The 21,466-nt window shown below is 77.4% G+C and carries 21 protein-coding genes and 1 pseudogene; 10 read left to right on the top strand and 12 right to left on the bottom strand.

What is annotated here, in order from left to right; genetic code table 11:
* Positions 1-27 precede the first annotated feature (27 nt).
* The 3 genes from BLS82_RS03455 to BLS82_RS03445 form a co-directional block, all read right to left on the bottom strand.
* Positions 28-1,311, bottom strand: coding sequence for a cation:proton antiporter (locus BLS82_RS03455; protein ID WP_218123498.1), 1,284 nt, complete (start codon positions 1,309-1,311; stop codon positions 28-30).
* Between the two features lie 113 nt (positions 1,312-1,424).
* Positions 1,425-1,700, bottom strand: coding sequence for a protealysin inhibitor emfourin (locus tag BLS82_RS03450; protein WP_092861563.1), 276 nt, complete (start codon positions 1,698-1,700; stop codon positions 1,425-1,427).
* A 50-nt stretch (positions 1,701-1,750) separates the two neighbouring features.
* Positions 1,751-2,797, bottom strand: coding sequence for a M4 family metallopeptidase (locus tag BLS82_RS03445; RefSeq protein WP_092861561.1), 1,047 nt, complete (start codon positions 2,795-2,797; stop codon positions 1,751-1,753).
* Positions 2,798-3,123: 326 nt separating this feature from the next.
* On the opposite strand from BLS82_RS03445, the pseudogene BLS82_RS16700 reads away from it, so the two are divergent.
* A pseudogene (locus BLS82_RS16700) lies at positions 3,124-3,413 on the top strand (DUF2277 domain-containing protein).
* On the opposite strand, the gene BLS82_RS03435 reads toward BLS82_RS16700, so the two are convergent.
* The 4 genes from BLS82_RS03435 to BLS82_RS03420 form a co-directional block, all read right to left on the bottom strand.
* On the bottom strand, positions 3,389-3,967 hold the full coding sequence (locus tag BLS82_RS03435; protein WP_176818951.1) for a class I SAM-dependent methyltransferase: 579 nt from the start codon (positions 3,965-3,967) through the stop codon (positions 3,389-3,391). The pseudogene BLS82_RS16700 and the gene BLS82_RS03435 overlap by 25 nt on opposite strands.
* Positions 3,968-4,128: 161 nt before the next feature.
* On the bottom strand, positions 4,129-4,332 hold the full coding sequence (locus BLS82_RS03430; RefSeq protein ID WP_092861559.1) for a transcription antiterminator/RNA stability regulator CspE: 204 nt from the start codon (positions 4,330-4,332) through the stop codon (positions 4,129-4,131).
* A gap of 150 nt (positions 4,333-4,482) precedes the next feature.
* Positions 4,483-5,319, bottom strand: a complete 837-nt coding sequence (locus BLS82_RS03425) for a nucleotidyltransferase family protein (RefSeq protein WP_218123496.1) — start codon at positions 5,317-5,319, stop codon at positions 4,483-4,485.
* A gap of 18 nt (positions 5,320-5,337) precedes the next feature.
* On the bottom strand, positions 5,338-5,856 hold the full coding sequence (locus BLS82_RS03420) for an NUDIX hydrolase (RefSeq protein WP_092861557.1): 519 nt from the start codon (positions 5,854-5,856) through the stop codon (positions 5,338-5,340).
* Between the two features lie 173 nt (positions 5,857-6,029).
* Between BLS82_RS03420 and BLS82_RS03415 the strand changes: the two genes are divergently transcribed.
* The gene (locus BLS82_RS03415; protein ID WP_176818903.1) at positions 6,030-7,100 is read left to right on the top strand and encodes a glycerophosphodiester phosphodiesterase family protein; all 1,071 of its coding nucleotides are present in this window, start codon (positions 6,030-6,032) and stop codon (positions 7,098-7,100) included.
* Between the two features lie 41 nt (positions 7,101-7,141).
* Positions 7,142-9,559 carry a DNA helicase PcrA gene (pcrA, locus tag BLS82_RS03410; protein ID WP_092861555.1) on the top strand — a complete coding sequence of 806 codons (2,418 nt, stop codon included), beginning with the start codon at positions 7,142-7,144 and terminating at the stop codon, positions 9,557-9,559.
* A gap of 45 nt (positions 9,560-9,604) precedes the next feature.
* On the opposite strand, the gene BLS82_RS03405 is transcribed toward pcrA, so the two are convergent.
* Positions 9,605-10,636: a CapA family protein gene (locus BLS82_RS03405; protein WP_218123495.1), complete on the bottom strand. Its 1,032-nt coding sequence runs from the start codon at positions 10,634-10,636 to the stop codon at positions 9,605-9,607.
* Between BLS82_RS03405 and BLS82_RS15985 the strand changes: the two genes are divergently transcribed.
* On the top strand, positions 10,629-10,865 hold the full coding sequence (locus tag BLS82_RS15985) for a hypothetical protein (protein WP_218123494.1): 237 nt from the start codon (positions 10,629-10,631) through the stop codon (positions 10,863-10,865). The genes BLS82_RS03405 and BLS82_RS15985 overlap by 8 nt on opposite strands.
* A 52-nt stretch (positions 10,866-10,917) precedes the next feature.
* Here BLS82_RS15985 and BLS82_RS03400 read toward each other — a convergent pair whose 3' ends face one another.
* Positions 10,918-11,490 (bottom strand): GNAT family N-acetyltransferase, encoded by a 573-nt coding sequence (locus BLS82_RS03400; protein ID WP_092861552.1) that lies wholly within the window; start codon positions 11,488-11,490, stop codon positions 10,918-10,920.
* A 10-nt stretch (positions 11,491-11,500) separates the two neighbouring features.
* On the bottom strand, positions 11,501-12,673 hold the full coding sequence (locus BLS82_RS03395) for an FAD binding domain-containing protein (protein ID WP_176818902.1): 1,173 nt from the start codon (positions 12,671-12,673) through the stop codon (positions 11,501-11,503).
* 216 nt (positions 12,674-12,889) lie between these two features.
* Here BLS82_RS03395 and BLS82_RS03390 point away from each other — a divergent pair, with 216 nt between their 5' ends.
* The 3 genes from BLS82_RS03390 (at position 12,890) to sucD (ending at position 16,284) form a co-directional block, all read left to right on the top strand.
* Positions 12,890-14,077 (top strand): glycerophosphodiester phosphodiesterase, encoded by a 1,188-nt coding sequence (locus tag BLS82_RS03390; RefSeq protein WP_218123493.1) that lies wholly within the window; start codon positions 12,890-12,892, stop codon positions 14,075-14,077.
* Positions 14,078-14,172: 95 nt separating this feature from the next.
* The gene (gene sucC, locus BLS82_RS03385) at positions 14,173-15,354 is read left to right on the top strand and encodes an ADP-forming succinate--CoA ligase subunit beta (RefSeq protein WP_092861548.1); all 1,182 of its coding nucleotides are present in this window, start codon (positions 14,173-14,175) and stop codon (positions 15,352-15,354) included.
* A gap of 30 nt (positions 15,355-15,384) precedes the next feature.
* Positions 15,385-16,284, top strand: coding sequence for a succinate--CoA ligase subunit alpha (gene sucD / locus BLS82_RS03380; protein ID WP_092861546.1), 900 nt, complete (start codon positions 15,385-15,387; stop codon positions 16,282-16,284).
* Positions 16,285-16,383: 99 nt separating this feature from the next.
* On the opposite strand, the gene BLS82_RS03375 is transcribed toward sucD, so the two are convergent.
* Positions 16,384-16,995 (bottom strand): hypothetical protein, encoded by a 612-nt coding sequence (locus BLS82_RS03375; RefSeq protein ID WP_092861544.1) that lies wholly within the window; start codon positions 16,993-16,995, stop codon positions 16,384-16,386.
* Positions 16,996-17,049: 54 nt separating this feature from the next.
* Between BLS82_RS03375 and purN the strand changes: the two genes are divergently transcribed.
* Together purN and purH are read left to right on the top strand one after the other, a co-directional pair.
* Positions 17,050-17,673: a phosphoribosylglycinamide formyltransferase gene (gene purN / locus BLS82_RS15980; RefSeq protein WP_218123634.1), complete on the top strand. Its 624-nt coding sequence runs from the start codon at positions 17,050-17,052 to the stop codon at positions 17,671-17,673.
* Complete coding sequence (purH, locus tag BLS82_RS03370) at positions 17,670-19,289, top strand: bifunctional phosphoribosylaminoimidazolecarboxamide formyltransferase/IMP cyclohydrolase (RefSeq protein WP_218123492.1); 1,620 nt, start codon at positions 17,670-17,672, stop codon at positions 19,287-19,289. The genes purN and purH overlap by 4 nt, the downstream gene beginning before the upstream one ends.
* Before the next feature lie 45 nt (positions 19,290-19,334).
* Here purH and BLS82_RS03365 read toward each other — a convergent pair whose 3' ends face one another.
* On the bottom strand, positions 19,335-21,011 hold the full coding sequence (locus BLS82_RS03365) for a RecQ family ATP-dependent DNA helicase (RefSeq protein ID WP_092861541.1): 1,677 nt from the start codon (positions 21,009-21,011) through the stop codon (positions 19,335-19,337).
* 83 nt (positions 21,012-21,094) lie between these two features.
* On the opposite strand from BLS82_RS03365, the gene BLS82_RS03360 reads away from it, so the two are divergent.
* The gene (locus BLS82_RS03360) at positions 21,095-21,382 is read left to right on the top strand and encodes a DUF3017 domain-containing protein (RefSeq protein WP_092861539.1); all 288 of its coding nucleotides are present in this window, start codon (positions 21,095-21,097) and stop codon (positions 21,380-21,382) included.
* The last annotated feature ends 84 nt before the right edge of the window (positions 21,383-21,466 follow it).

Here is a 21,466-nt window from a genome sequence, read left to right as displayed (position 1 = left end):
GAGCACCCTAGGGCCGGGCTGCGGGGATCACAGGTTCACCGACGCCAGCTCCTGCTCGTCCGGGTCGCGCCCGAACCGGCGACGGGCCGCGCGCTCGCGGTCCCGGTCCAGGCGCGTGACCACGGGCGTCGCGGTGATCCCGTGCAGCACCACCGACAGCGCGACCGCCAGGCCCACCACGGCCCACAGCTGCGCCGACGGGAACACCTCGTGGGTGGTGGCGTAGGACAGGTAGTACAGCGAGCCGATGCCGCGGACCCCGAAGACCCCGATCACCAGGCGCTCGCGGGGACCGGCGGGGCCCCCGAGCATGCTGAGCCAGCCGACCAGCGGGCGGACCACGACGACGAGCAGCACGGCCACCAGCGCCAGCTCCCACGTCAGCGCCGACAGCAGCCCGTCGGCCAGGGCCGCGCCGAGCAGCAGCAGCACCCACGCGGTGAGCATCCGCTCGACCTGCTCGACGAAGCCGTGCGTGACCTGGTGCGCCCCGTGGCCGCGCTCGGCGGCGCGGAACGCGCACGCGGCGACGAAGACGGCGACGAAGCCGTAGCCGTGCGCCAGCTGCGTCAGCCCGTAGGCGAGGAACGTCACGGCCAGGGCCGTGAAGCCCTCGACGTCCTCCGACAGGCGCAGGTAGTCGCGGGCGGAGTGGAAGAACAGGCGGCCCAGCACGCCGCCGATGACCAGGCCGCCGACGACGCCGACCGCCGTGCGCAGCAGCAGGTCCTCCAGCGCCCAGCCCAGCAGCGCGCCGCTGCTGAGCCCGGCGGAGGCCACCGTGATGGCGAGGTGGACGGCGGGGAAGGCGGCGCCGTCGTTGAGGCCGGCCTCGCTGGTCAGGGCGAAGCGCACCTCGTCCTCCCCGACCTCCTCGCTCGGCTCGGCGACCTGGACGTCGCTGGCCAGCACCGGGTCGGTCGGCGCCAGCGCCGCGCCGAGCAGCACCGCGGCGGCCAGCGGCAGGCCCGCCAGCGCGCTGCCGGTCCACGCGACCAGCACGATGGTCAGCGGCATGGCGATCGCCAGCAGCCGCCAGGTGGAGGCCCAGCGGCGCCAGCCGACCACCCGGTCGATCGCCAGGCCGGCGCCCATCAGCGAGATGATCACCACGACCTCGGTGAGGTGCTCGGTGACCTTCGGGTGCGCCATCGGGTCCACCTCGGGCAGCCCGGGCACCAGGCCCAGCAGGACGCCGGCGCCGAGGAAGGCCATCGGCAGGCTGAAGGCCCGGTCGTGGACCACCCGGGGGAGCATCGCGGCCAGCAGCGCGCTGGCGCCCGCCACGGCGAAGATCACGAAGGGGAGCACGCCCGGTGGTGCCCTGCTCTCGCGCCGCCCAACCCGCGCCGCTCCGGCTGTTCGCCAGGAGCTGACCGCCAGGAGCTGGAGACCGTCGCACCACCGCCGCGAGGACGGCGGGGTCAGCCGGGGCGCCGGCCCTCGGCGAGGGCGCGCTCGGCCAGGGTGCGCAGCGGGCCGGTCAGCGAGCGGTCCGGCAGCACCGCCCGCTGGTCGCCGAGCTCGATGGTCCACACGAAGGCGTCGCGCACCGGCCCGCCGTCGGGCGGCTCGGGCAGGGGCACCGCGCGATCGGCCAGGGACAGCCAGGCGTCGGCGTCCTCGCGCGCGTCGGTGTCGACCTCCGCGCGGCGCACGAGCCCGGCGACGCCGCCGCTGCGGCTGACCGCGATCCGCACGCGCCCTCCTCGCCCCTGGGCCCCGCTCCGGGGACGTCGTCCCGGGGGCCTCACTCCTGCGGCGCCACCCCGACGCCGTCCCAGCCGGCGCGCACGGCGTCGACCTGCGCCGACCCCTCGCCGTGGCGGCGGGCCGCGGCGGCCAGCGTGCGCGCCGCGAACGCCGCGAAGCCGGCGTCCCCGGCCAGCGTAGGGTCGAGCAGGGCGTCGTACCAGATCCGTCCGGCGCCCTCCCACGTCCGGCCCCCGATCGCGGTCGCGGCCAGGTGGAACGCCCGGTTGGGGATGCCGGAGTTGATGTGCACCCCGCCGTCGTCCTCGTCGGTGACCACGTAGTCGCGCCAGTGCGCCGGCTGGGGGTCGCGGCCCAGCAGCGGGTCGTCGTAGGCGGTGCCCGGCGCGGCCATCGAGCGCAGCGCCACGCCCCGGATGCCGGGCTGGAACAGCCCCGCGCCCACCAGCCAGCTCGCCTCCTCGGCGCTCTGGTCGAGGGCGTGCTGCTCGACGAGGACGCCGAGGACGTCGGCGACGTGCTCGTTGAGGGCGCCGGCCTGGTCGCGGTAGGCGAGGTCGGCGGTGTACTGCACGACGCCGTGGCCCAGCTCGTGCCCGATCACGCTCACGGAGGCGGTGAAGCGGCCGAAGACGCGCCCGTCGCCGTCCCCGAAGACCATGCGCTCGCCGTCCCAGAAGGCGTTGTCGTAGCGCTGCCCGTAGTGCACCGTCGCCGGCAGGGGCCGCCCCGCGTCGTCGAGGGAGTCGCGCTCGAAGGCCTCCCGCAGCATGCGCCACGTGGCGCCCAGGCCGTCGTAGGCCTCGTCGACCGCGACGTCGCCCGTGGGGCCCTCGCCCTCGCGGCGCGCGGTGCGGCCGGGCAGCTCGGTGCCGCCCTCGGCGTCGCTGACGGTGCGCTGCGGGCCCGGCTCCACGGCGCCCGCGCTGGCCCTGGCCCGTGCGGGCCGCTGCCGGCGCAGCCGCGCGTCGAGCGCGCGGGTGCGCCGCGCCGGCTCCGCGAGCGCCTCCGCCGGGGCGGCGCCGGCGGACTCGAGGCGGTCGAGCAGGTACGGGGGGACGATGCTGCAGCGCGCGATCACCATGGGGCGACCCTGACAGGGACCACCGACAGCAGCCGCCGGTGGCAGGCAGTGACGAGCGGAACGGGCGTGCCGACGGCGTGCGAGGCTGCTGATCGCGGTGATCGACCTACGGCCTGGAGGGTGTGGCGATGACGCCCGGATCCGCCTGTGCGCAGGGCGTCGACGCCGCCCGGCGCGACGTCCGTGACGTCCGCGACGTCCTGGACCCGCTCATCCGCGTGGTCCGCCCCGGAGGAGCTGCTCCGAGGCCAGCGTGGTGCCGGGCATCGAGGCGGCGGTCAGGTGACCGCTGACGCGGCGCCCGGCGCGCGGCTACGCTCGCCGGCGTGTGCCGCAGCATCCACACCCTCTCCAACCTCGAGCCGCCGGCCACCGACGACGAGGTGCGCAGCGCCGCGGTGCAGTGCGTGCGCAAGCTCAGCGGCACCGCGAGGCCCTCGCGCGCCAACGCCGCGGCGTTCGAGCGCGCCGTGGAGGAGGTCGCCGCAGCCTCCGCGCGCCTGCTGGCCGAGCTCGTGACGAGCGCGCCGCCGAGGGACCGGGAGGTCGAGGCCGCCCGGGCCCGCGCCCGGCGGCGCAGCGGTACGGCGCTCAGGCGCCGGTGCTGCCCTCGTAGAGGAACGCCAGCGGCCGCGGCGCCCCCGGCAGGTACCCGGTGCGCAGCTCCTCCAGCCGCAGCCCGGCGGCGGCGAGCACCTCGGCGACGGGCACGGTCAGGCGGCAGCCGCCGGCCAGGCGGGCCTGGAAGGGGTCGAGGCGGTGCTGCCAGCGCCGCACCGACGCGTCCGGGGCCAGGCCGTGCTCGACGAAGCGCCAGGTCCCGCCCGGGCGCAGCACCCGGCGCACCTCGGCCGCGGCCGCGACGGGGTCGGGGATGCTGCACAGCGTCCACGTCGAGAGGGCGGCGTCGACGCAGGCGTCGGGCAGCGGCAGGCGCTGGCCGTCCAGCCCCACCCGCTCCACCGGCACCGGCGCGGCGGCGACGCGCCGCCGGGCCAGGCGCCAGGCGACGTCCGAGGGCTCGACGGCGCTGACCCGGGTGACCGCCGGCGGGTAGTGCGGCGCGTTCGGGCCGGCGCCGAAGCCGACCTCGAGGACGTGCCCGGCCAGCGGCGCGCACGCCCGGGCGCGCAGGGGAGCCAGGCGCCGTCCGCCGAGCGCCAGCACCATCGCGCGCGGCACGACCTGCTCGGCGTGCAGGTGCGCCACCCGCCCCACGACCGACCTCCTCGTGCCGGGACGACGAGGGGGACCCGGCGAGCTCGCCGGGTCCCCCTCGTGGTGCGTGCGCGCGGTGCCGGTGAGCACCGCGCGCGGTGCGCTCGGTGCGCTCAGACCGGTGTGACGTTCTCCGCCTGCGGGCCCTTCTGGCCCTGCGTGATGTCGAACTCGACGCGCTGGTTCTCCTCCAGCGACCGGTAGCCGCTGGCGTTGATCGCGCTGTAGTGGCAGAAGACGTCGGCGCCGCCGTCGTCGGGGGTGATGAAGCCGAACCCCTTCTCGGCGTTGAACCACTTGACGGTGCCCTGGGCCATGCTGATCTCCCTCTGTGCTGGTGTCGGGGTGTCGCGACCACATCCGCGAGCCCGAGGACGAGCAGAGGTGCAACCGCAAACCGCGGCCAACCGTACACGGGGAGCCCCGTGCCGCGGCAACCCCCAGCGGCGGGGGAGCAGCCGCCCGCGTCAGGTCCCGGCGCCCACCGTCACCGGCCGTTCCCGCGTGCCGGCGCGCACGGCGTCCACGAGGTGCTCTCCCGGGCCCACCCACGCGCCGTCCCAGACCACGCAGCGCTCCAGGCGACCGAGCACGACGGCGCCCTGCCCGACGACGCTGGCGCCGCCGGAGGCGAGCAGGTTCGCGCGCAGGTAGTCCGCCGGGGTGCCGCAGTCCACGGCCAGCGGCGGCTCGCCCGGCCCGCCCCCTCGCACGAGCAGGTCCAGGCGCCCCTGCTCGGCGAGGTCCCGCCACAGCACCTCGTACAGGCCCGAGGGGCTCGGTGCCAGGCCCGCGGCGAGCGGGCCCGGCAGCAGGCACGAGCCGACGTAGCGGACGGCGCGGCCCGCGGCGTCCGCGAAGTCCCCCCGCTCCCCGGCGCGCGCGGGCGTGCACAGGAGGCGGCAGCGCTCGCCGTCCCACCCGGCGACGAGGTCGTCGAGCGCGCGGGCGCCGGTCGGGGACCACGCGTCGGCGTTGGTGACCAGCACGTCGCGCCCGCCCAGCCAGCCGGCCAGCGCCCCGAGCGCCCCGGCCGTGCCGAGGGGCTCGCGGGCCTCCACGGACGCGTGGGCCCGCGCGCCCGCGGCGCGCACGACCCGCTCGGCGTGGTGGTGGGCGTTGACGGCCACCCGCTCCGGCCCGGTGCCCGCGTGCGGCGCGAGGCGCTGCAGCGCGGCGTCCAGCAGCGGCCGGCCGCCCACGGGCACGAGCGCCTTGGGGCGCAGGTCGGTCAGGGGGCGCAGGCGGGTGCCCAGGCCCGCCGCCAGGACCACGCCCGCCAGGCCCGGGCGCGGCCCGCTCACGAGGGGCTCACCGGCGCGTCACGGGGCGGGCAGGACCCGGCCGTCGTGGCTGCCCGGGCGCTGCGCGCGCTCGAGCAGGTCGAGGATCTCCAGGGTGGGCGCGTCGGAGCCCTCCCGCGCCTCCTCGGGGCGCAGCCACGCCGCCTCCTGCGCCTCGCCGCCGGCGGCCACGGCGGGCCGGGAGTCCACGCGCAGCCGGTAGATCACGTCGACGCGGCGCACCCGCGGGTTCACCTGGGTGGCCAGGGGCAGGCCCACCCGCACGCGCAGCCCGGTCTCCTCCAGCAGCTCGCGCTGCACGCCCGTGGCCGGGTCCTCGCCGCGGTCCAGCAGGCCGCCGGGCAGGGACCAGCCCGGCCGGTGCGGCTGGCGCAGGAACAGCAGCCGGCCCTCGTGCTCGATCGCGCACACCGCGCCGACCGTGAACCCGGGCGTGCCGGCGCGCACGAGCCCCCGGCGCACCGGCGCCGGCAGCCGGCGGAAGGCGACCAGCGCCGCGGTGTAGAGGCGGCGGCGCAGGACGGCGGGAGTGGGCACCTGCGGAGCGTAGGTGTCGCCGTCCCCGCCCGCAGCGCCCGGTCGGGTGGACCCCGCGCCGGTGCGCCGGGGCCCGCGACCCCTCCAGGAGAGCGCGCGATCGTCCGATGCACGTCATCGTGAGTTCACCGGAACGCACCACGGCCGACCGCCCGACCGCGCATGCTCGACGCGTGCTCCAGTCCACGCGGCCCCGCGTCGGCCAGGCCTCCGCCACCCCCGCCGTCATCGCCCACCGGGGCGCGAGCGGCTACCGCCCCGAGAACACGCTGGCGGCGTTCGAGCTGGCCGCCCGCATGGGCGCCGACCGGCTGGAGCCGGACGTCGTGCCCACGCGGGACGGGGTGCTGGTGCTGCGCCACGAGAGCGAGCTCACCCGCAGCACGGACGTGGCCGAGCGCCGGGAGCTGGCGGGCCGGCGGGCGACGCGGCGCGTGGACGGGCGGCCCGTCACCGGCTGGTTCACCGAGGACCTGACGCTGGAGGAGCTGCGCTCCCTGCGCGCCGTGGAGCCGCAGGCGCAGCTGCGCCAGGGCACCACCGTCTACGACGGCCTGTACCCGGTGCCGACGTTCGCGGAGCTCCTCGCGCTGGCCGACCGCCTGCGCGAGGAGCTGGGCCGCCCCCTCGTGGTCAGCGCCGAGGTCAAGGAGCCCTCCCGCTACCGCGCCGAGGGCCTCGACGTCGCGCGCCTGCTGCTGGCGCAGCTGGACGCCGCGGGCGTGGCGGACGACGCCTCGCCCGCCGCTCCGGTGGCGGTGCAGTGCTTCGAGCCAGGCTTCCTGCGGCGCCTGCGCGCCGAGGGGCTGCGGGTGCCGCTGGTGCAGCTGGTCGACGCGGACCTGCCCGAGTGCGCCCGGCTGTGCACCCCGTGGGGGCTGCGCGAGGTCTCCACGTACGCCCAGGTGCTCGCCCCGGCGAAGGAGATGGTGCTGCCGCTGACGCCCGACGGCCGCTTCGGCCGGCCCACGGGGCTGGTGGAGGAGGCGCACCGCGCCGGGCTGGCCGTGCACGTGTGGACGCTGCGCAACGAGAACGCCCACCTGCCCGCCGTCCTGCAGGTCGGCGCGGCGCCCGGCGGGCACGGGCGCGCCGTCGAGGAGCACCTCGCCTTCCTGGGCGCCGGCGTCGACGGCATCTTCACCGACCACCCGGACACCGGGCACGAGGCGCGCCGCCTGTGGCTGGAGCGGGTCGACGGGCGCGGCGCGGTGCCGCACCAGGCCGGTCCGCCGCCGCGCTAGCGGCCGCCGCTGTCGGGGGACGCCCGTACGCTGTCCCCGCGATGAGCACCCTCTTCGACGACCTCCCCCTGCCCCTCCCGCCGACCGGGCCGCCGAGCGCGCCGGGCGCGGGCGAGGACGTCCCGGCGCGCCGTCCGGCCGACCCCGAGGCGCTGCTGGAGGGGCTGAACCCGCAGCAGCGCGAGGCCGTGCTGCACAGCGGCAGCCCGCTGCTGCTCATCGCCGGCGCCGGCTCCGGCAAGACCCGGGTGCTCACGCACCGCATCGCCCACCTGCTCGCCGCGCGCGGGGTGCGCCCGGGCCAGGTGCTCGCGATCACGTTCACGAACAAGGCCGCCGGCGAGATGAAGGAGCGCGTGGCCGCGCTCGTCGGCCCGGCGGCGTCCTCGATGTGGGTGTCCACGTTCCACTCCGCGTGCGTGCGGATCCTGCGCCGCGAGGCCTCTACCGTGGGCCTGCGCCCGAGCTTCTCCATCTACGACGCGGACGACGCGCGCCGCCTGCTCGCCCTCGTCGTGCGCGAGCTCGACCTCGACCCCAAGCGCTACCCGCCGCGCTCGCTGGCCGCGCAGGTGTCGAACCTCAAGAACGAGCTCGTCGACGAGGAGGCCTTCGCCGCCCGCGCGGCCGACGGCACGCACGCCGAGCGCGTGCTCGCCGACGTGTACTCCCGCTACCAGCAGCGGCTGCGCCAGGCCAACGCGCTGGACTTCGACGACCTGATCATGACGACCGTCCACGTCCTGCAGGCGTTCCCGGACGTCGCCGAGCACTACCGCCGCCGCTTCCGCCACGTGCTCGTCGACGAGTACCAGGACACCAACCACGCCCAGTACGCGCTCGTGCGCGAGCTGGTCGGCGGCTCCGGCGCGACCGCGCCCACCGAGGGCCTGCCGCCCGCGGAGCTGACGGTCGTCGGCGACGCCGACCAGTCGATCTACGCCTTCCGCGGCGCGACGATCCGCAACATCCTCGAGTTCGAGGCCGACTACCCCGACGCCCGCACGATCCTGCTGGAGCAGAACTACCGCTCCACGCAGACGATCCTGTCGGCCGCCAACGCCGTGATCGCCCGCAACCCCGACCGGCGCCCGAAGAACCTGTGGACGGCGCAGGGGGCGGGGGAGCAGATCGTCGGGTACGTGGCCGACGGCGAGCACGACGAGGCCGCGTTCGTCGCCGCCGAGATCGACCGCCTCCACGACGAGGAGGGGCTGCGCTACGGCGACGTCGCGGTCTTCTACCGCACGAACGCGCAGTCCCGGGCGCTGGAGGAGGTCTTCGTCCGCGTCGGCCTGCCGTACAAGGTGGTCGGCGGCACCCGCTTCTACGAGCGCCGCGAGGTGCGCGACGCCCTCGCCTACCTGCGCGTGCTGGCCAACCCCGACGACACCGTGAGCCTGCGCCGCATCCTCAACACGCCCAAGCGGGGCATCGGCGAGCGGGCCGAGGCGTGCGTGGCGGCCCTCGCCGAGCGCGAGCGGATCAGCTTCGCCGCGGCGCTGGAGCGCGCGGAGGAGGCGCCCGGCATCGCCTCGCGCTCGGTGGCGTGCATCCGCTCCTTCACGACGATGCTCGAGGAGCTGCGCACCCTCGTCGAGGGCGGCGCCGGCCCGGCGACCGTGCTCGAGGCCGTGCTCGACCGCTCCGGGCTGCTCGCGGAGCTGCGCGAGAGCTCCGACCCGCAGGACGAGTCGCGCGTGGAGAACCTCGCCGAGCTCGCCGCCGTGGCCGGGGAGTTCGAGCGGGCGGACCCCGAGGGCACCCTCGCCGACTTCCTCGAGACGGTCTCCCTCGTGGCCGACTCCGACCAGATCCCCGGCGAGGCCGTCGCAGCCGGCTCCTCCGAGGAGGCCGTGCAGGGCGAGGAGCAGCCCGACGAGGGCGTCGTCACGCTGATGACGCTGCACACCGCGAAGGGCCTGGAGTTCCCCGCGGTCTTCCTCACGGGCCTGGAGGACGGCACGTTCCCGCACATGCGCTCCCTCGCCGACCCGGTGGAGCTGGCGGAGGAGCGGCGCCTGGCCTACGTGGGCATCACGCGGGCGCGCCGGCACCTGCGCGTCTCCCGCGCCGCCGTGCGCAGCGCCTGGGGGCAGCCGCAGTACTTCCCGGCCAGCCGGTTCCTCGACGAGCTGCCGGGCGACCTGGTGCGCTGGGAGCGCTCCGAGCCGACGGGGGCCGCGGCCGCCGGTGCCGGTTCGGGGGGCTCGGGCGGCTCGGGCGGCGCGGCGCTGCCCGCCGGGGCCCGGCTGGCCGCGACCCCGGGGGTGCGCACGGCGGGCACCCGGCCGGTGATCTCCCTGGAGCCGGGCGACCGCGTCACCCACGACGCCTTCGGCCTGGGCACCGTCGTCCTCGTCGAGGGCGCGGGTGACAAGGCGGTGGCGCACGTGGACTTCCGCAGCGAGGGCACCAAGCGCCTGCTGCTGCGCTACGCGCCCGTGCAGAAGCTGTAGCGAGCCGCGCCGGGGCGCGCGTCAGGGTGTGCGTCGACGCGTGCGTCAGGGCGTGCTCAGCGGCACCAGCCCGGCGCCCGCCGCACCGCGGGCGCCGACCACGGCCGTCGTCCGCTCCCAGGCCTGAGCCAGCCGCTCCGGCGAGGCGCCCGGCGCCCCGCCGGCGCGCAGCGCGGCGGCCACGTCCAGGACGCGGTGCGGCGGCGCGTCGGTGACGAGCAGGGGCGCGTACCCGGCCTGCGTGGTCGCGAACCGGCCGTCCGGCTGCTCGGTGAGCACGAAGCGCACCGCCAGGCCCTCGCGCAGCGGCTCGCCCTGCGTGCTGTGCGCCGCGAGCAGGTTGCCGAGGCCGTAGGCGACCCACTCCCCGCCGACCTGCTCGACCGGCTGGACGACGTGGGCGTGGTGCCCGAGCAGCAGGTCGACGTCCGGGGAGGCCAGCAGCCGCGGCGCGAGCTGCAGCTGCTGGGCGCTGGGCTCCTGCTCGTACTCCTCGCCCCAGTGCAGGGCCAGCACCACGACCTCCGCGCCCGCGGCGCGGGCGGCGGCCGCCTCGCGCAGGAGCGCCTCCTCCTCGAGCGCGTCCCCCCGCCACTCCTGCCCGCCGGGGGCCGGGACGCCGTTGAAGCCGTAGGTGCCCGACACCAGCGCCACGCGCACCGCGCCCGCGGGGCCGGGCACGTCCAGCACGGTCGGCCGCTCGGCCTCCTCCGGCGTGCGTGCGGTGCCCGCGGAGGCGAGGCCGGCGGCGTCCAGCGCGTCCAGGGTGCGGGTGACGCCTTCGGCGCCGGCGTCGAAGCTGTGGTTGGAGGCGGTGGTGCAGGCGTCGTAGCCGGTTTGCGCGAGGGCGGGCACGACCTGCGGCGGGGCCGCGAAGGCCGGGTAGCCGCGGAAGGGGCCCTCCGGCGGCGCCAGCGGCGTCTCGAGGTGGCAGACGCCCAGGTCCGCCGCGGCGACCAGCGGCTGCACCGCGGCCAGCTGCGGCGCGAAGTCCAGGGCGCCCGCGCCCGCGGCAGCGGCGTCGCGGCGGGCCTGCTCCCACAGCGGCGGGTGCAGCAGGACGTCGCCGGTGGCCACGAGGGACACCGACCGCGGCGGGTCCGCCACCGGCGGCGAGCTGGACGGCGAGCTGGACGGTGCGGCGCTGGACGGCGAGCTGGACGGTGCGGCGCTGGACGGCGCGCTGCTCGGCGGGGCGGAGCCCCCGCCGCCCGTGCAGCCGGCGCACACCACCGCGACGAGGAGGGCGCCGGCGCAGCGCCGGCGCCCTCGTCCGCGGGCTCGCGCGCGCACCCGTCGACCGTAGCCGCGCACCGCCCGTCGCGGGAGCCCGGGCGAGCGGTCCGGTGCGGGGAGCGTCAGCGCGGGTCGGGCGGCGGGTCGTCCCCGTCGGCGAGCGAGCGCTGCAGCCAGGTGACGTCGTGCCAGGCGCCGTGCTTGAAGCCGATGCGCCGGAAGGTGCCCACCGGCTCGAAGCCCATCGCCCGGTGCAGGGCGGCGCTGGCCTCGTTGGGAACGGTCATCCGCGCGGTCGCCGTGCGGAAGCCCCGCTCGGCCAGCCGCGCCAGCAGCGCCCCGTACAGGGCCCGGCCGGCGCCGCGCCCGCGGGAGCCGGCGTCGACGTAGACGCTGACCTCGCAGGACCACCGGTAGGCCGGCCGCGCCCCGTACGGGACGGCGTAGGCGTAGCCGACGACCCGGCCGCCGTCCTCGAGGACGAGCCAGGCGTGCGCGGCCGCGGCGGCGGCGATGCGCTGCGCCATCTGCGCGGGCGTCGGCGGCTGCAGCTCGAACGTGGTCGCCGTGCCCGTCACGTAGGGGGCGTAGACCGCCGCGCAGGCGGCCGCGTCGTCCGCGGAGGCGTTCCTGACCCGGGTGCCGGCGGGCGGGACGGGGACCGGTCCGGGGGGCGGCGGGGGAGGCTCCTCCACGCCGGGCACCCTAGGCGCCCGGCCGGGCGGGCGCGGGCGCCGCGGCGAGGCCGAAGCGCTCGGCCAGGCTCGCCCCCAGCCGCCCGAGCCGGTCGCCGAGCCTGAGCTGGGCGGGCTCCCAGGCCGCCAGCGCGCCCTCGACGTCCCCGGGGCGGCGGCCCAGGGCGGCGGCGAGGGTGCGGGCGTCCACGGCGGCCTTGGCCGTGCTGAACCCGGTGTGCGGCCGGGGGGCGCAGGCCGCGTCCCCCACCAGGGCCACGCGCCCGAGCGCCATCCGCGGCACCGGGACGTCGAGCACCGCCTGCACGAACGGGTCCGGCGTGGCGGCCACGAGCGCGGCGAGCACCGGGGGCAGCTGCTCGCCGGCGCGGTCCCGCAGGGCGCCCGCGCGCTCCTCGGGGACGGCGCCGCGCGGCAGCGACCACGCCCGCGCCGCCCCCGCGCGGTCGGTGAGCACCGCCGGCAGGCGGTCGGCGGGCAGCGGGAGGTACCAGACCCAGTTCATCCGCCGCCGCCCGGCGTCCAGCTCGCCGCGCGGGCCGGGCACCGGGTACGCCACCGCCTGGGTGCGCTCGCCCTGGAAGAGCGAGGCGCGGCCGGCCAGCCGCCGGGCCACCGCGGCCGGCAGCGCGGCCTCGGGCACCAGGCCGCGCCAGGCGACGTAGCCGGCGTAGCGCGGCGCCGTCCCCGGCAGCAGCAGCGACCGCGCGGTCGAGCGCGCGCCGTCGGCCGCCACGAGGACGTCGAGCTCGGCCCGCCCGCCGTCCGCGAAGCGCGCCACCACGGCGCCCGGCCGCTGCTGCAGGTCGCTCAGGCGGCGCCCGCGGTGGTACCGCTCGTCGGGGAAGGCGCCCCTCAGCGCCCGGTAGAGCGCGTCCCAGGAGGTCAGCCGCTGCGCGGCGGGCTCCACGCGCACGACGGCGCCGTCCCGGTCGAGGACCTGCCGGCCGGGGGAGCAGGTGCTGAGGTCCTCGGCGGCGGTGCCGAGCGCGGCGAGGGCGGCCGCCACCGCGGGCTGCAGGGCCACCCCCGCCCCCCGCTCGTGCAGCGCCGCGCCGGAGCGCTCGAAGACGTCGACGTCGTGGCCGGCCGCGCGCAGGGCGGTGCCGGCGAGCAGGCCGGCCAGCGAGCCGCCGACGACCCCGACCCGCAGCGGCTCCCCGGGCCGGCCCGCGCTCCCCACCGCGCCATCCTGCGGGCTCCCGGCCCGCGGCGCCGCCCCGCCGACGCCGCGCCGACGCCGCGCCGACGCCGCGCCGACGCCGTGGGTGTCACCCGCTGTGCTCCGCCCGTGCACCGGCTGTTCGTCCGCGCCCCTTGCGCCGCACGGGACGCAGGGGGTGGGGTGGGGCTGCGGGCCGACGGCGACCGTCGCCGTCCGTGCGCCGCTGGAGGTCCCGTGCCCGGTCCCCGCACGCTGCTCGCGCTCGGCGCCGCCGCAGCCCTGGCCGCCCCCGCCGCCCTGCTGGCGCCGTCCGCGCTCGCCGACGCGGCGCCGCGGCCGGGAGAGGCGCTGAGCGACGAGCTGCTCGTCATCGGCCACCGCGGCGCCTCCGGGTACCGGCCGGAGCACACCCTGGCCTCCTACGAGCTGGCGGCCCGCATGGGCGCGGACCACATCGAGCCCGACGTCGTCAGCACGAGCGACGGCGTGCTCGTCGCCCGTCACGAGAACGAGATCTCCGGCACCACCGACGTCGCCGAGCGCCCGGAGTTCGCCGACCGCCGCACGACGAGGACGATCGACGGCGTCGAGCTGACCGGCTGGTTCACCGAGGACTTCACCCTCGCCGAGCTGAAGACGCTGCGCGCGGTCGAGCGGCTGCCCGAGGTGCGCGAGGAGAACACCCTCTACGACGGGCTGTACCAGGTGCCCACGCTCGACGAGGTCCTCGACCTGCGCGAGGAGCTGTCCGAGGAGCTCGACCGGGAGATCGGCGTCTACGTCGAGACCAAGCACCCCACCTACTTCGACGCCGCGGGCCTCTCCCTCGAGGAGCCGCTGCTGGAGGACCTCGACGAGGCCGGCCTGGACCGGCGCCGCTCCCCGGTCTTCGTCCAGTCCTTCGAGACGACCAACCTGCGCGAGCTCGACGCGGCGGGCGTGCGGGTGCCGCTGGTGCAGCTGCTGTCCGCGACCGGCGCCCCCTACGACCTCGTGGCGGCGGGCGACCCGCGCACCTACGCGGACCTGTCCAGCGCCGAGGGCCTGCAGGAGGTCGCCGGGTACGCCGACGGCGTCGGCCCGGCCAAGGACCAGGTGGTCCCGCGCGAGGCGGACGGCACGCTCGGCGAGCCGACGACGCTGGTGGACGACGCCCACGCCGCCGGGCTGCTCGTGCACCCCTACACGTTCCGCAACGAGAACACCTTCCTGCCCGCGGAGCTGCAGGAGGGCCCGGCCCCCGACGACTACGGGCGGGCCCTGGACGAGCAGCGGCTGTTCTGGGAGCTCGGCGTCGACGGCCTGTTCACCGACAACCCCGACACGGGCGTGGAGTCGCGCCGGCTCTTCCTCGAGGCGGAGGACGGCGAGGACGGCGGCGAGGACGAGGACGAGCGCGAGGGGGATCACGGCCGCGGCTGAGCGTCACGGGTACTCTCGCCGCGGCGACGACCGGCCGGCGCTGGAGGCGGCCGCCGCCGGACCGACGACCGCTGCGAGAGGTGAGGACCGCCCCCGTGGACCTGTACGAGTACCAAGCCCGGGACCTGCTGGAGGCCCACGACGTCCCGGTGCTGCCGGGGATCGTCGCGAGCACCCCGGCCGAGGCGCGCGCGGCCGCGGAGCAGCTGGGCGGCGGCGTCGTGGTCGTCAAGGCGCAGGTCAAGACCGGCGGGCGCGGCAAGGCGGGCGGCGTCAGGGTCGCCCGCAGCCCGGAGGAGGCCGAGGCGCACGCCGCCGCGATCCTCGGCATGGACATCAAGGGCCACACCGTCCACCGGGTGATGGTCGCCGCGGGCGCCTCGATCGCCGAGGAGTACTACGTCTCCCTGCTCCTGGACCGCGCCGAGCGCCGCTACCTGGCCATGGCCAGCCGCGAGGGCGGCGTGGAGATCGAGCAGCTCGCCGTCGAGCGCCCCGAGGCCCTCGCGCGCGTCGCCGTCGACCCCCTCGTCGGCGTCGACGCCGCGAAGGCCCAGGAGATCACCGCCGCCGCGGGCTTCGGGGACGACGTGGCCGACCAGGTCGCCGCGGTGCTGCAGGAGCTGTGGACGGTGTACTCCGCGGCCGACGCCACGCTCGTCGAGGTCAACCCCCTCGTGAAGGTCGAGGACGGTCGCGTCCTCGCCCTGGACGCCAAGGTCAGCCTCGACGAGAACGCCGCCTTCCGGCAGCCGGTGCAGGCGCAGCTGCGCGACGACGCCGAGACCGACCCCCTGGAGGTCAGGGCCAGGGCCGCGGACCTCAACTACGTCAAGCTCGACGGCGAGGTCGGCATCATCGGCAACGGCGCCGGCCTGGTGATGAGCACCCTGGACGTCGTCGCCTACGCCGGGCAGGAGCTCGGCGGCGTGCGGCCGGCGAACTTCCTCGACATCGGCGGCGGCGCCTCCGCGCAGGTCATGGCCGCCGGGCTCGACGTCATCCTCTCCGACGAGCAGGTGCGGAGCGTCTTCGTCAACGTCTTCGGCGGCATCACCGCCTGCGACGAGGTCGCGAACGGCATCGTGCAGGCCCTGCGGCTGCTCGGGGACGAGGCGTCCAAGCCGCTCGTGGTCCGCCTCGACGGCAACAACGTCGCCGAGGGGCGGCGCATCCTCGCCGAGGCCGACCACCCGCTGGTCACCGTCGTCGACACCATGGACGGCGCGGCCCGCACCGCCGCCGAGCTCGCCGCCCGCTCGAACAGCGCCGCCTGACGCCGCCCGAAGGGACCGCAGGAACACGACATGGCGATCTTCCTCACCAAGGCCAGCAAGGTCATCGTCCAGGGGATGACCGGCTCCGAGGGCCGCAAGCACACCCAGCGCATGCTCCGCTCCGGCACCGACGTCGTCGGCGGCGTGAACCCCAGGAAGGCCGGCCAGAGCGTGGAGTTCGAGGGCGGCGTGCAGGTGCCGGTCTTCGGGTCCGTCGCGGACGCCGTCCGCGAGAGCGGCGCCGACGTCTCGGTCGTCTTCGTGCCGGCCGCCGGCACCAAGAGCGCGGCCGTGGAGGCGGTCGACGCCGGGGTGCCGCTCGTCGTGGTGATCACCGAGGGCGTGCCGGTCAAGGACACCGCGGAGCTCTTCACCCACGCGCGGTCCACGGGCACCAGCCGGATCATCGGGCCGAACTGCCCCGGCCTGATCACGCCGGGGGAGTCGAACGCCGGGATCATCCCGTCCGACATCACCCCGCCCGGGCGCATCGGCCTGGTCAGCAAGTCCGGCACGCTGACCTACCAGATGATGTACGAGCTGCGGGACTTCGGGTTCTCCACCTGCGTCGGCATCGGCGGGGACCCGATCATCGGCACCACCCACATCGACGCCCTCGCCGCCTTCGAGGCCGACCCGGGCACCGACGCCGTCGTCATGATCGGCGAGATCGGCGGGGACGCCGAGGAGCGCGCCGCCGCCTACATCCGGGAGAACGTCACCAAGCCCGTCGTCGGCTACGTGGCCGGGTTCACCGCGCCCGAGGGCAAGACCATGGGCCACGCCGGCGCGATCGTCTCCGGCTCCTCCGGCACCGCCGCGGCCAAGAAGGAGGCCCTCGAGGCCGCCGGGGTGAGGGTCGGCAGGACGCCGTCCGAGACGGCGTCGCTGATGCGCGAGGTGATGCAGGGCCTGTCCTCCCGGACCTGACCCCTCGCCCGGCGCCACCCCGTCGCGTGCCACCCCCCCGTCGTGATCTTGCACTCCGCGACCGCGCCGGTCGCGACGTGCAAGATCACGACGGGGGGGTCAGCGGCCGGGGAGCAGCATGTCGGTGACGCCGTCCTGGAACTGCACCTCGCAGGCCTGCCGCGCCCGCTCGGTCAGCGCGGAGTCGAGGCACTCCTGGCGCTCGGCGCTGGCCGGCCAGAGGAGCAGCAGCACGACGTAGACCAGCGTCATCAGGGCGGTCAGCGCCAGCCCCAGGCCCAGCACGAGCAGGGGCAGCGCCGGCAGGTGGGCGCGCACGGCCGAGCGCAGCGCGAGGACGCCCACCACGAGGGCGGCGACGAAGAACGCGGTGCCGCCGAAGTTCCACGGGTGGCGCAGCGACGAGGCCAGGAGCCCGGCCAGGAGCAGCAGCGCGAAGCGACCGGCCAGGCGCGCGGTGCGCAGCGCCGCCGCGCGGTCGACCGGTGCGGAACGGCGCGGGCCCGCCGGCCGGGGCGCGCGCCCGGAGCGCCCCGGACCCTGCGGCGGGCCGTGCTGGGGTCCGTGCTGGGCGCCGGGGGCCGGCCCCGGCCAGGGCGGTGGGCCCGGCGGCTGGTCACCGCTCCCGGGCTGCGGCGCACCGCCCCCGGGCTGCGGCGCCGAGCCGGGGGGCGGGGGCGAGGAACCCGGCGGTGCGTACGGGTCTGCCACGGGTCCTCCCACCCTCCTCGTCGACCGGAGCGGTTCCGGCCCTGGCTATGGTTCCTGACCGTGACCCCGCCCTCGACGCCGGCCCGGCTCGTGGTGCTGGTCTCGGGCGGCGGCACGCTGCTGCAGGCCCTGCTCGACGCCTCCCGCGACGCCTGCGCGCCGTTCTCGGTCGCGGCCGTCGGCGCGGACGCCGACGCCCCCGGGCTGCAGCGCGCCCGGGCCGCCGGGGTGCCGACCTTCGTCGTCCGGCTCGCCGACCACCCCGACCGCGCCGCGTGGGACGCCGCCCTGGCCGCCGAGCTGGTCGCCCGCGAGCCCGACCTCGTGGTCTGCGCCGGGTTCATGCGCGTGCTCGGCCCCGCGGTGCTGGGCGCCCTCGGCGGCCGCGTCGTCAACACCCACCCGGCGCTGCTGCCCGCCTTCCCCGGCGTCCACGGCGTCCGCGACGCCCTGGCCGCCGGGGTGCGCGTCACCGGCGCCACCGCGCACCTCGTCGACGCCGGGGTCGACACCGGCCCCGTCCTCGACCAGCGCGCCGTCCGCGTCGAGGACGGCGACGACGAGGCGGCCCTGCACGAGCGCATCAAGGTCGTCGAGCGGGAGATGCTCGTCGACGTCCTCACCCGCATGGTCCGCACCGGCTGGACCGTCACCGGCAGGAAGGTCACGTTCCCGTGAGCACCCTCGACAGCTCGGCCCCCGACGTGCAGCGGCGGCCCGTGCGCCGGGCGCTGCTCAGCGTCTCGGACAAGACCGGCCTGGCGGACCTGGCCACGGGGCTGCACGGGCACGGCGTGGCGATCGTCTCCACCGGGTCCACCGCCGCGGCCGTCGCCGCCGCCGGGGTGCCGGTGACGCCGGTGGAGGAGCTCACCGGCTTCCCCGAGTGCCTGGGCGGGCGCGTGAAGACGCTGCACCCGCGGGTGCACGCGGGGATCCTGGCCGATCCCCGCGACCCCGACCACGTGCGCCAGCTCGCCGAGCTCGGCGTCGAGGCGTTCGAGCTGGTCGTGGTGAACCTGTACCCGTTCGAGGCGGCGGTGGCCTCCGGCGCCGAGCCGGACGAGTGCGTGGAGCAGATCGACGTCGGCGGCCCGTCGATGGTGCGGGCGGCGGCGAAGAACTCCGCCGGCGTCGCCGTCGTCACCGACCCGGCCGACTACACGAGCGTGCTGGCCGCCGTCGCCGCCGGCGGGTTCACCCTGGCCCAGCGGCGCTCGCTGGCCGCCCGCGCCTTCGCCGCCACCGCCGCCTACGACGTCGCCGTGGCGAGCTGGTGGGCGAACAGCCTCGCCACGGAGGAGATCGACGAGGACGAGGCGGCGCCCGGCTTCCCCGACTTCCTCGGCGCGACCTGGCGGCTGGGCCGGGTGCTGCGCTACGGGGAGAACCCCCACCAGAGCGCGGCGGTCTACGTCGGCGGCGGCTCCGCGTCCGGGGCGGCGTCCGGGCTGGCCACCGCGGAGCAGCTGCACGGCAAGGAGATGTCGTACAACAACTACGTCGACGCCGACGCCGCCCGGCGGGCCGCCTGCGACTTCGACGCCCCCGCGGTGGCGGTCGTCAAGCACGCCAACCCGTGCGGGATCGCCGTGGGCGAGGACGTCGCGACCGCCCACGCCCGCGCGCACGCCTGCGACCCGACCTCCGCGTTCGGCGGGGTGGTCGCGGCGAACCGGCCGGTGAGCGTGGCGATGGCCGAGCAGGTGGCCGAGGTCTTCACCGAGGTCGTCGTCGCCCCCGGCTACGAGCCGGGCGCCCTCGACGTCCTCACGCGCAAGAAGGCCGTGCGGGTGCTGCGCTGCCCGCTGCCCGAGCCCGGCCCGCGCCCGGAGTGGCGCGCCGTCTCCGGCGGGCTGCTGCTGCAGGACGCCGACGCCCTCGACGCCCCCGGCGACGACCCGGGTGCCTGGCGGCTGGTGGCGGGCGAGCCCGCGGACGACGCGACGCTGGCCGACCTCGTCTTCGCCTGGCGGGCGGTGCGCGCGGTGCGCTCCAACGCGGTCCTGCTCGCCGCCGGCGGCGCCTCGGTCGGCGTCGGCATGGGCCAGGTCAACCGGGTCGACTCCTGCCGCCTCGCGGTCGCGCGCGCGGGGCAGGAGCGGGCGCGCGGCGCCGCGGCGGCCTCCGACGCCTTCTTCCCCTTCGCCGACGGCCTGCAGGTGCTGCTGGACGCCGGGGTGCGCGCCGTCGTCCAGCCCGGGGGCTCGGTGCGCGACGAGGAGGTCGTCGCCGCCGCCCGCGCCGCCGGGGCGGCGATGTACCTCACGGGTGCGCGCCACTTCGCCCACTGACCGCCCCGCCACTGACCGCCCCGCCCGCGCGGCGGGCCCTAGGGGTCAGGAGGCGCGCTGGAGCAGGGCGTGCTCGCGGATCGCCCGCAGCGCGAGGGTCTTGTAGCCCTCCTGCTCGAACAGCACCGTGATCCGGTCGCCCTCCGGGCGCATCACGACGCCGGGGCCCCAGGCCCTGTGCACGACCCGGGCGCCCACCGGCCAGGCGGCGGCGTCCTCGGAGGTCTCGACCTGCGCGGCGGCCTCGGCCGCGCTGCCCGAGCGGCAGGCGTCGCAGTTCCCGCACGGCCGGGGCACGTCCTCGCCGAAGTAGCCCAGCAGGAACCGGCGCCGGCACCCGGTGGTCTCGGCGTAGCCGCGCACCATCTCCAGCCGCGTGCGCTCCAGGCGCTGGCGGGCCTCGGCGACCTCCACGGCGTCCTCGACGGCACGGCCGACGGGCCGCTCGTCCTGCGCCCAGGCCAGCGTCCCGCGCTCGCCGTCGGCGACGACGGCGCCGGCCTCCTCGAGCAGGTTGATCGCGCCCGTCACCCTCGCGGCGCTGAGGTCGAACTCGTGGCGCAGGTCCTCGGCGGGAACGGGCCCGGCGGCGTCGCGGACGGCGGCGGCCACGGCCGCGAGCACGAGCGGGTCCGGCCCGCCGGAGGAGAGGAAGCGCTGCAGCCCCAGGTCCTCCGGGCGGTAGACCAGCGCGGCCAGCGACGGCTCCCCGTCCCGGCCGGCGCGCCCGACCTCCTGGTAGTAGGAGTCCAGGGAGTCGGTGACGGAGGCGTGCAGCACGAAGCGCACGTCCGGCTTGTCGATGCCCATCCCGAACGCGGACGTCGCGACGACGACGTCGAGGTCCCCGAGCAGGAACGCCTCGTGCACCCAGTCGCGGTCGGCGCCGGACATGCCCGCGTGGTAGGCCTCGACGTCCAGGCCGAGGTCGGCCAGCTCGTCGGCGTAGGCCTCGGCGTCCTTGCGGGTGGCCACGTACACCAGGCCCGGCTTGGCCGAGGTCGCCGCGCGCAGCACGACCTCCGCCCGCTTGGTCGCGTCGTCGAGGACCCGCTGGACCTCCAGGTGGATGTTGGGCCGGTCGAAGCCGCTCACGACCACGTGGGCGTCCCGCATCCGCAGCCGGGACAGGATCTCGTCGCGCACCGGCGGGGACGCCGTCGCCGTCAGCGCCACGGTCGGAGGGTGGCCGAGGCGGTCCACGACGTCGCCCAGGCGCAGGTAGTCGGGCCGGAAGTCGTGGCCCCACGCCGAGACGCAGTGCGCCTCGTCGACGACGAACAGCGAGGGCCCGACGGCGCGCAGGCGCTCGACGACGTCATCGTGCGCCAGCTGCTCGGGGGCCAGGAAGACGAACTCGGCGGCCCCGGACTCCAGCGCCTCCCACGCCGCCTCGTTCTGCGCCCGGGTGCGCGAGGAGTTGACCACCACCGCGTCCTGCGTCCCGGTGCGCTCCAGGGAGGCGACCTGGTCGGCCTGCAGGGCGATGAGCGGGGAGACCACCACGGTCGGCCCGTCGGTGGCCAGGGCCGTCACCTGGTAGATCGCGGACTTGCCCTGGCCGGTCGGCAGGATCGCCAGCACGTCCTGCCCGGTGACCAGGTGCTCGACCGCCTCCCGCTGCCCCGGGCGCAGCTGCTGCCAGCCGAAGCGCTCCGCGGCGATGCGGCTCAGGTCGTCGACGGTCGGACGCCCTCGGCGTCGGGAGCTCGTGCGCGGCACGGGCGGGCACCTACCCCTGCCAGCCGCGCCGCAACCCCGGCGCGGCGCACCGCCACCCGTTCGGGCGCGGATAGCCTTCCCCGGTGCAGCAGCCCGTCCCGGCTCCTCCGCGCCGGCGCGCGGGGCCCCTGGTCTGGCTGGCCGCGGGGATCCTCCTCGCGGCGCTCACCGGCGCGCTGGTGTGGTTCCGCGTCGGCGGGCTGGTGCTCGCGGCCACCCTCGCCGGCGTCGCGGTCGCGCGCGCCGTCCTGCCGGTGGTCAGCGCCGGGCCGCTGGCGGTGCGCTCGCGGGCCGTGGACGTCGCCACGGCCGGCACGCTCGCCGTCGGCGTCGGCCTGCTCGCGCTCCTCGCCCCCGCCGGCGGGTACTGACGGCCGGCGGGGCCCCGCGCCCCGACACCGCCGTCCCCGGCTGGTTGCCGGCGGTGGTCATGGGTAGGACCAGGCCGCCTGCCG

It is taken from the genome of Quadrisphaera sp. DSM 44207 (assembly GCF_900101335.1).
Taxonomy (GTDB): domain Bacteria; phylum Actinomycetota; class Actinomycetes; order Actinomycetales; family Quadrisphaeraceae; genus DSM-44207.
This window is presented reverse-complemented; position numbering and strand designations above follow the sequence as displayed.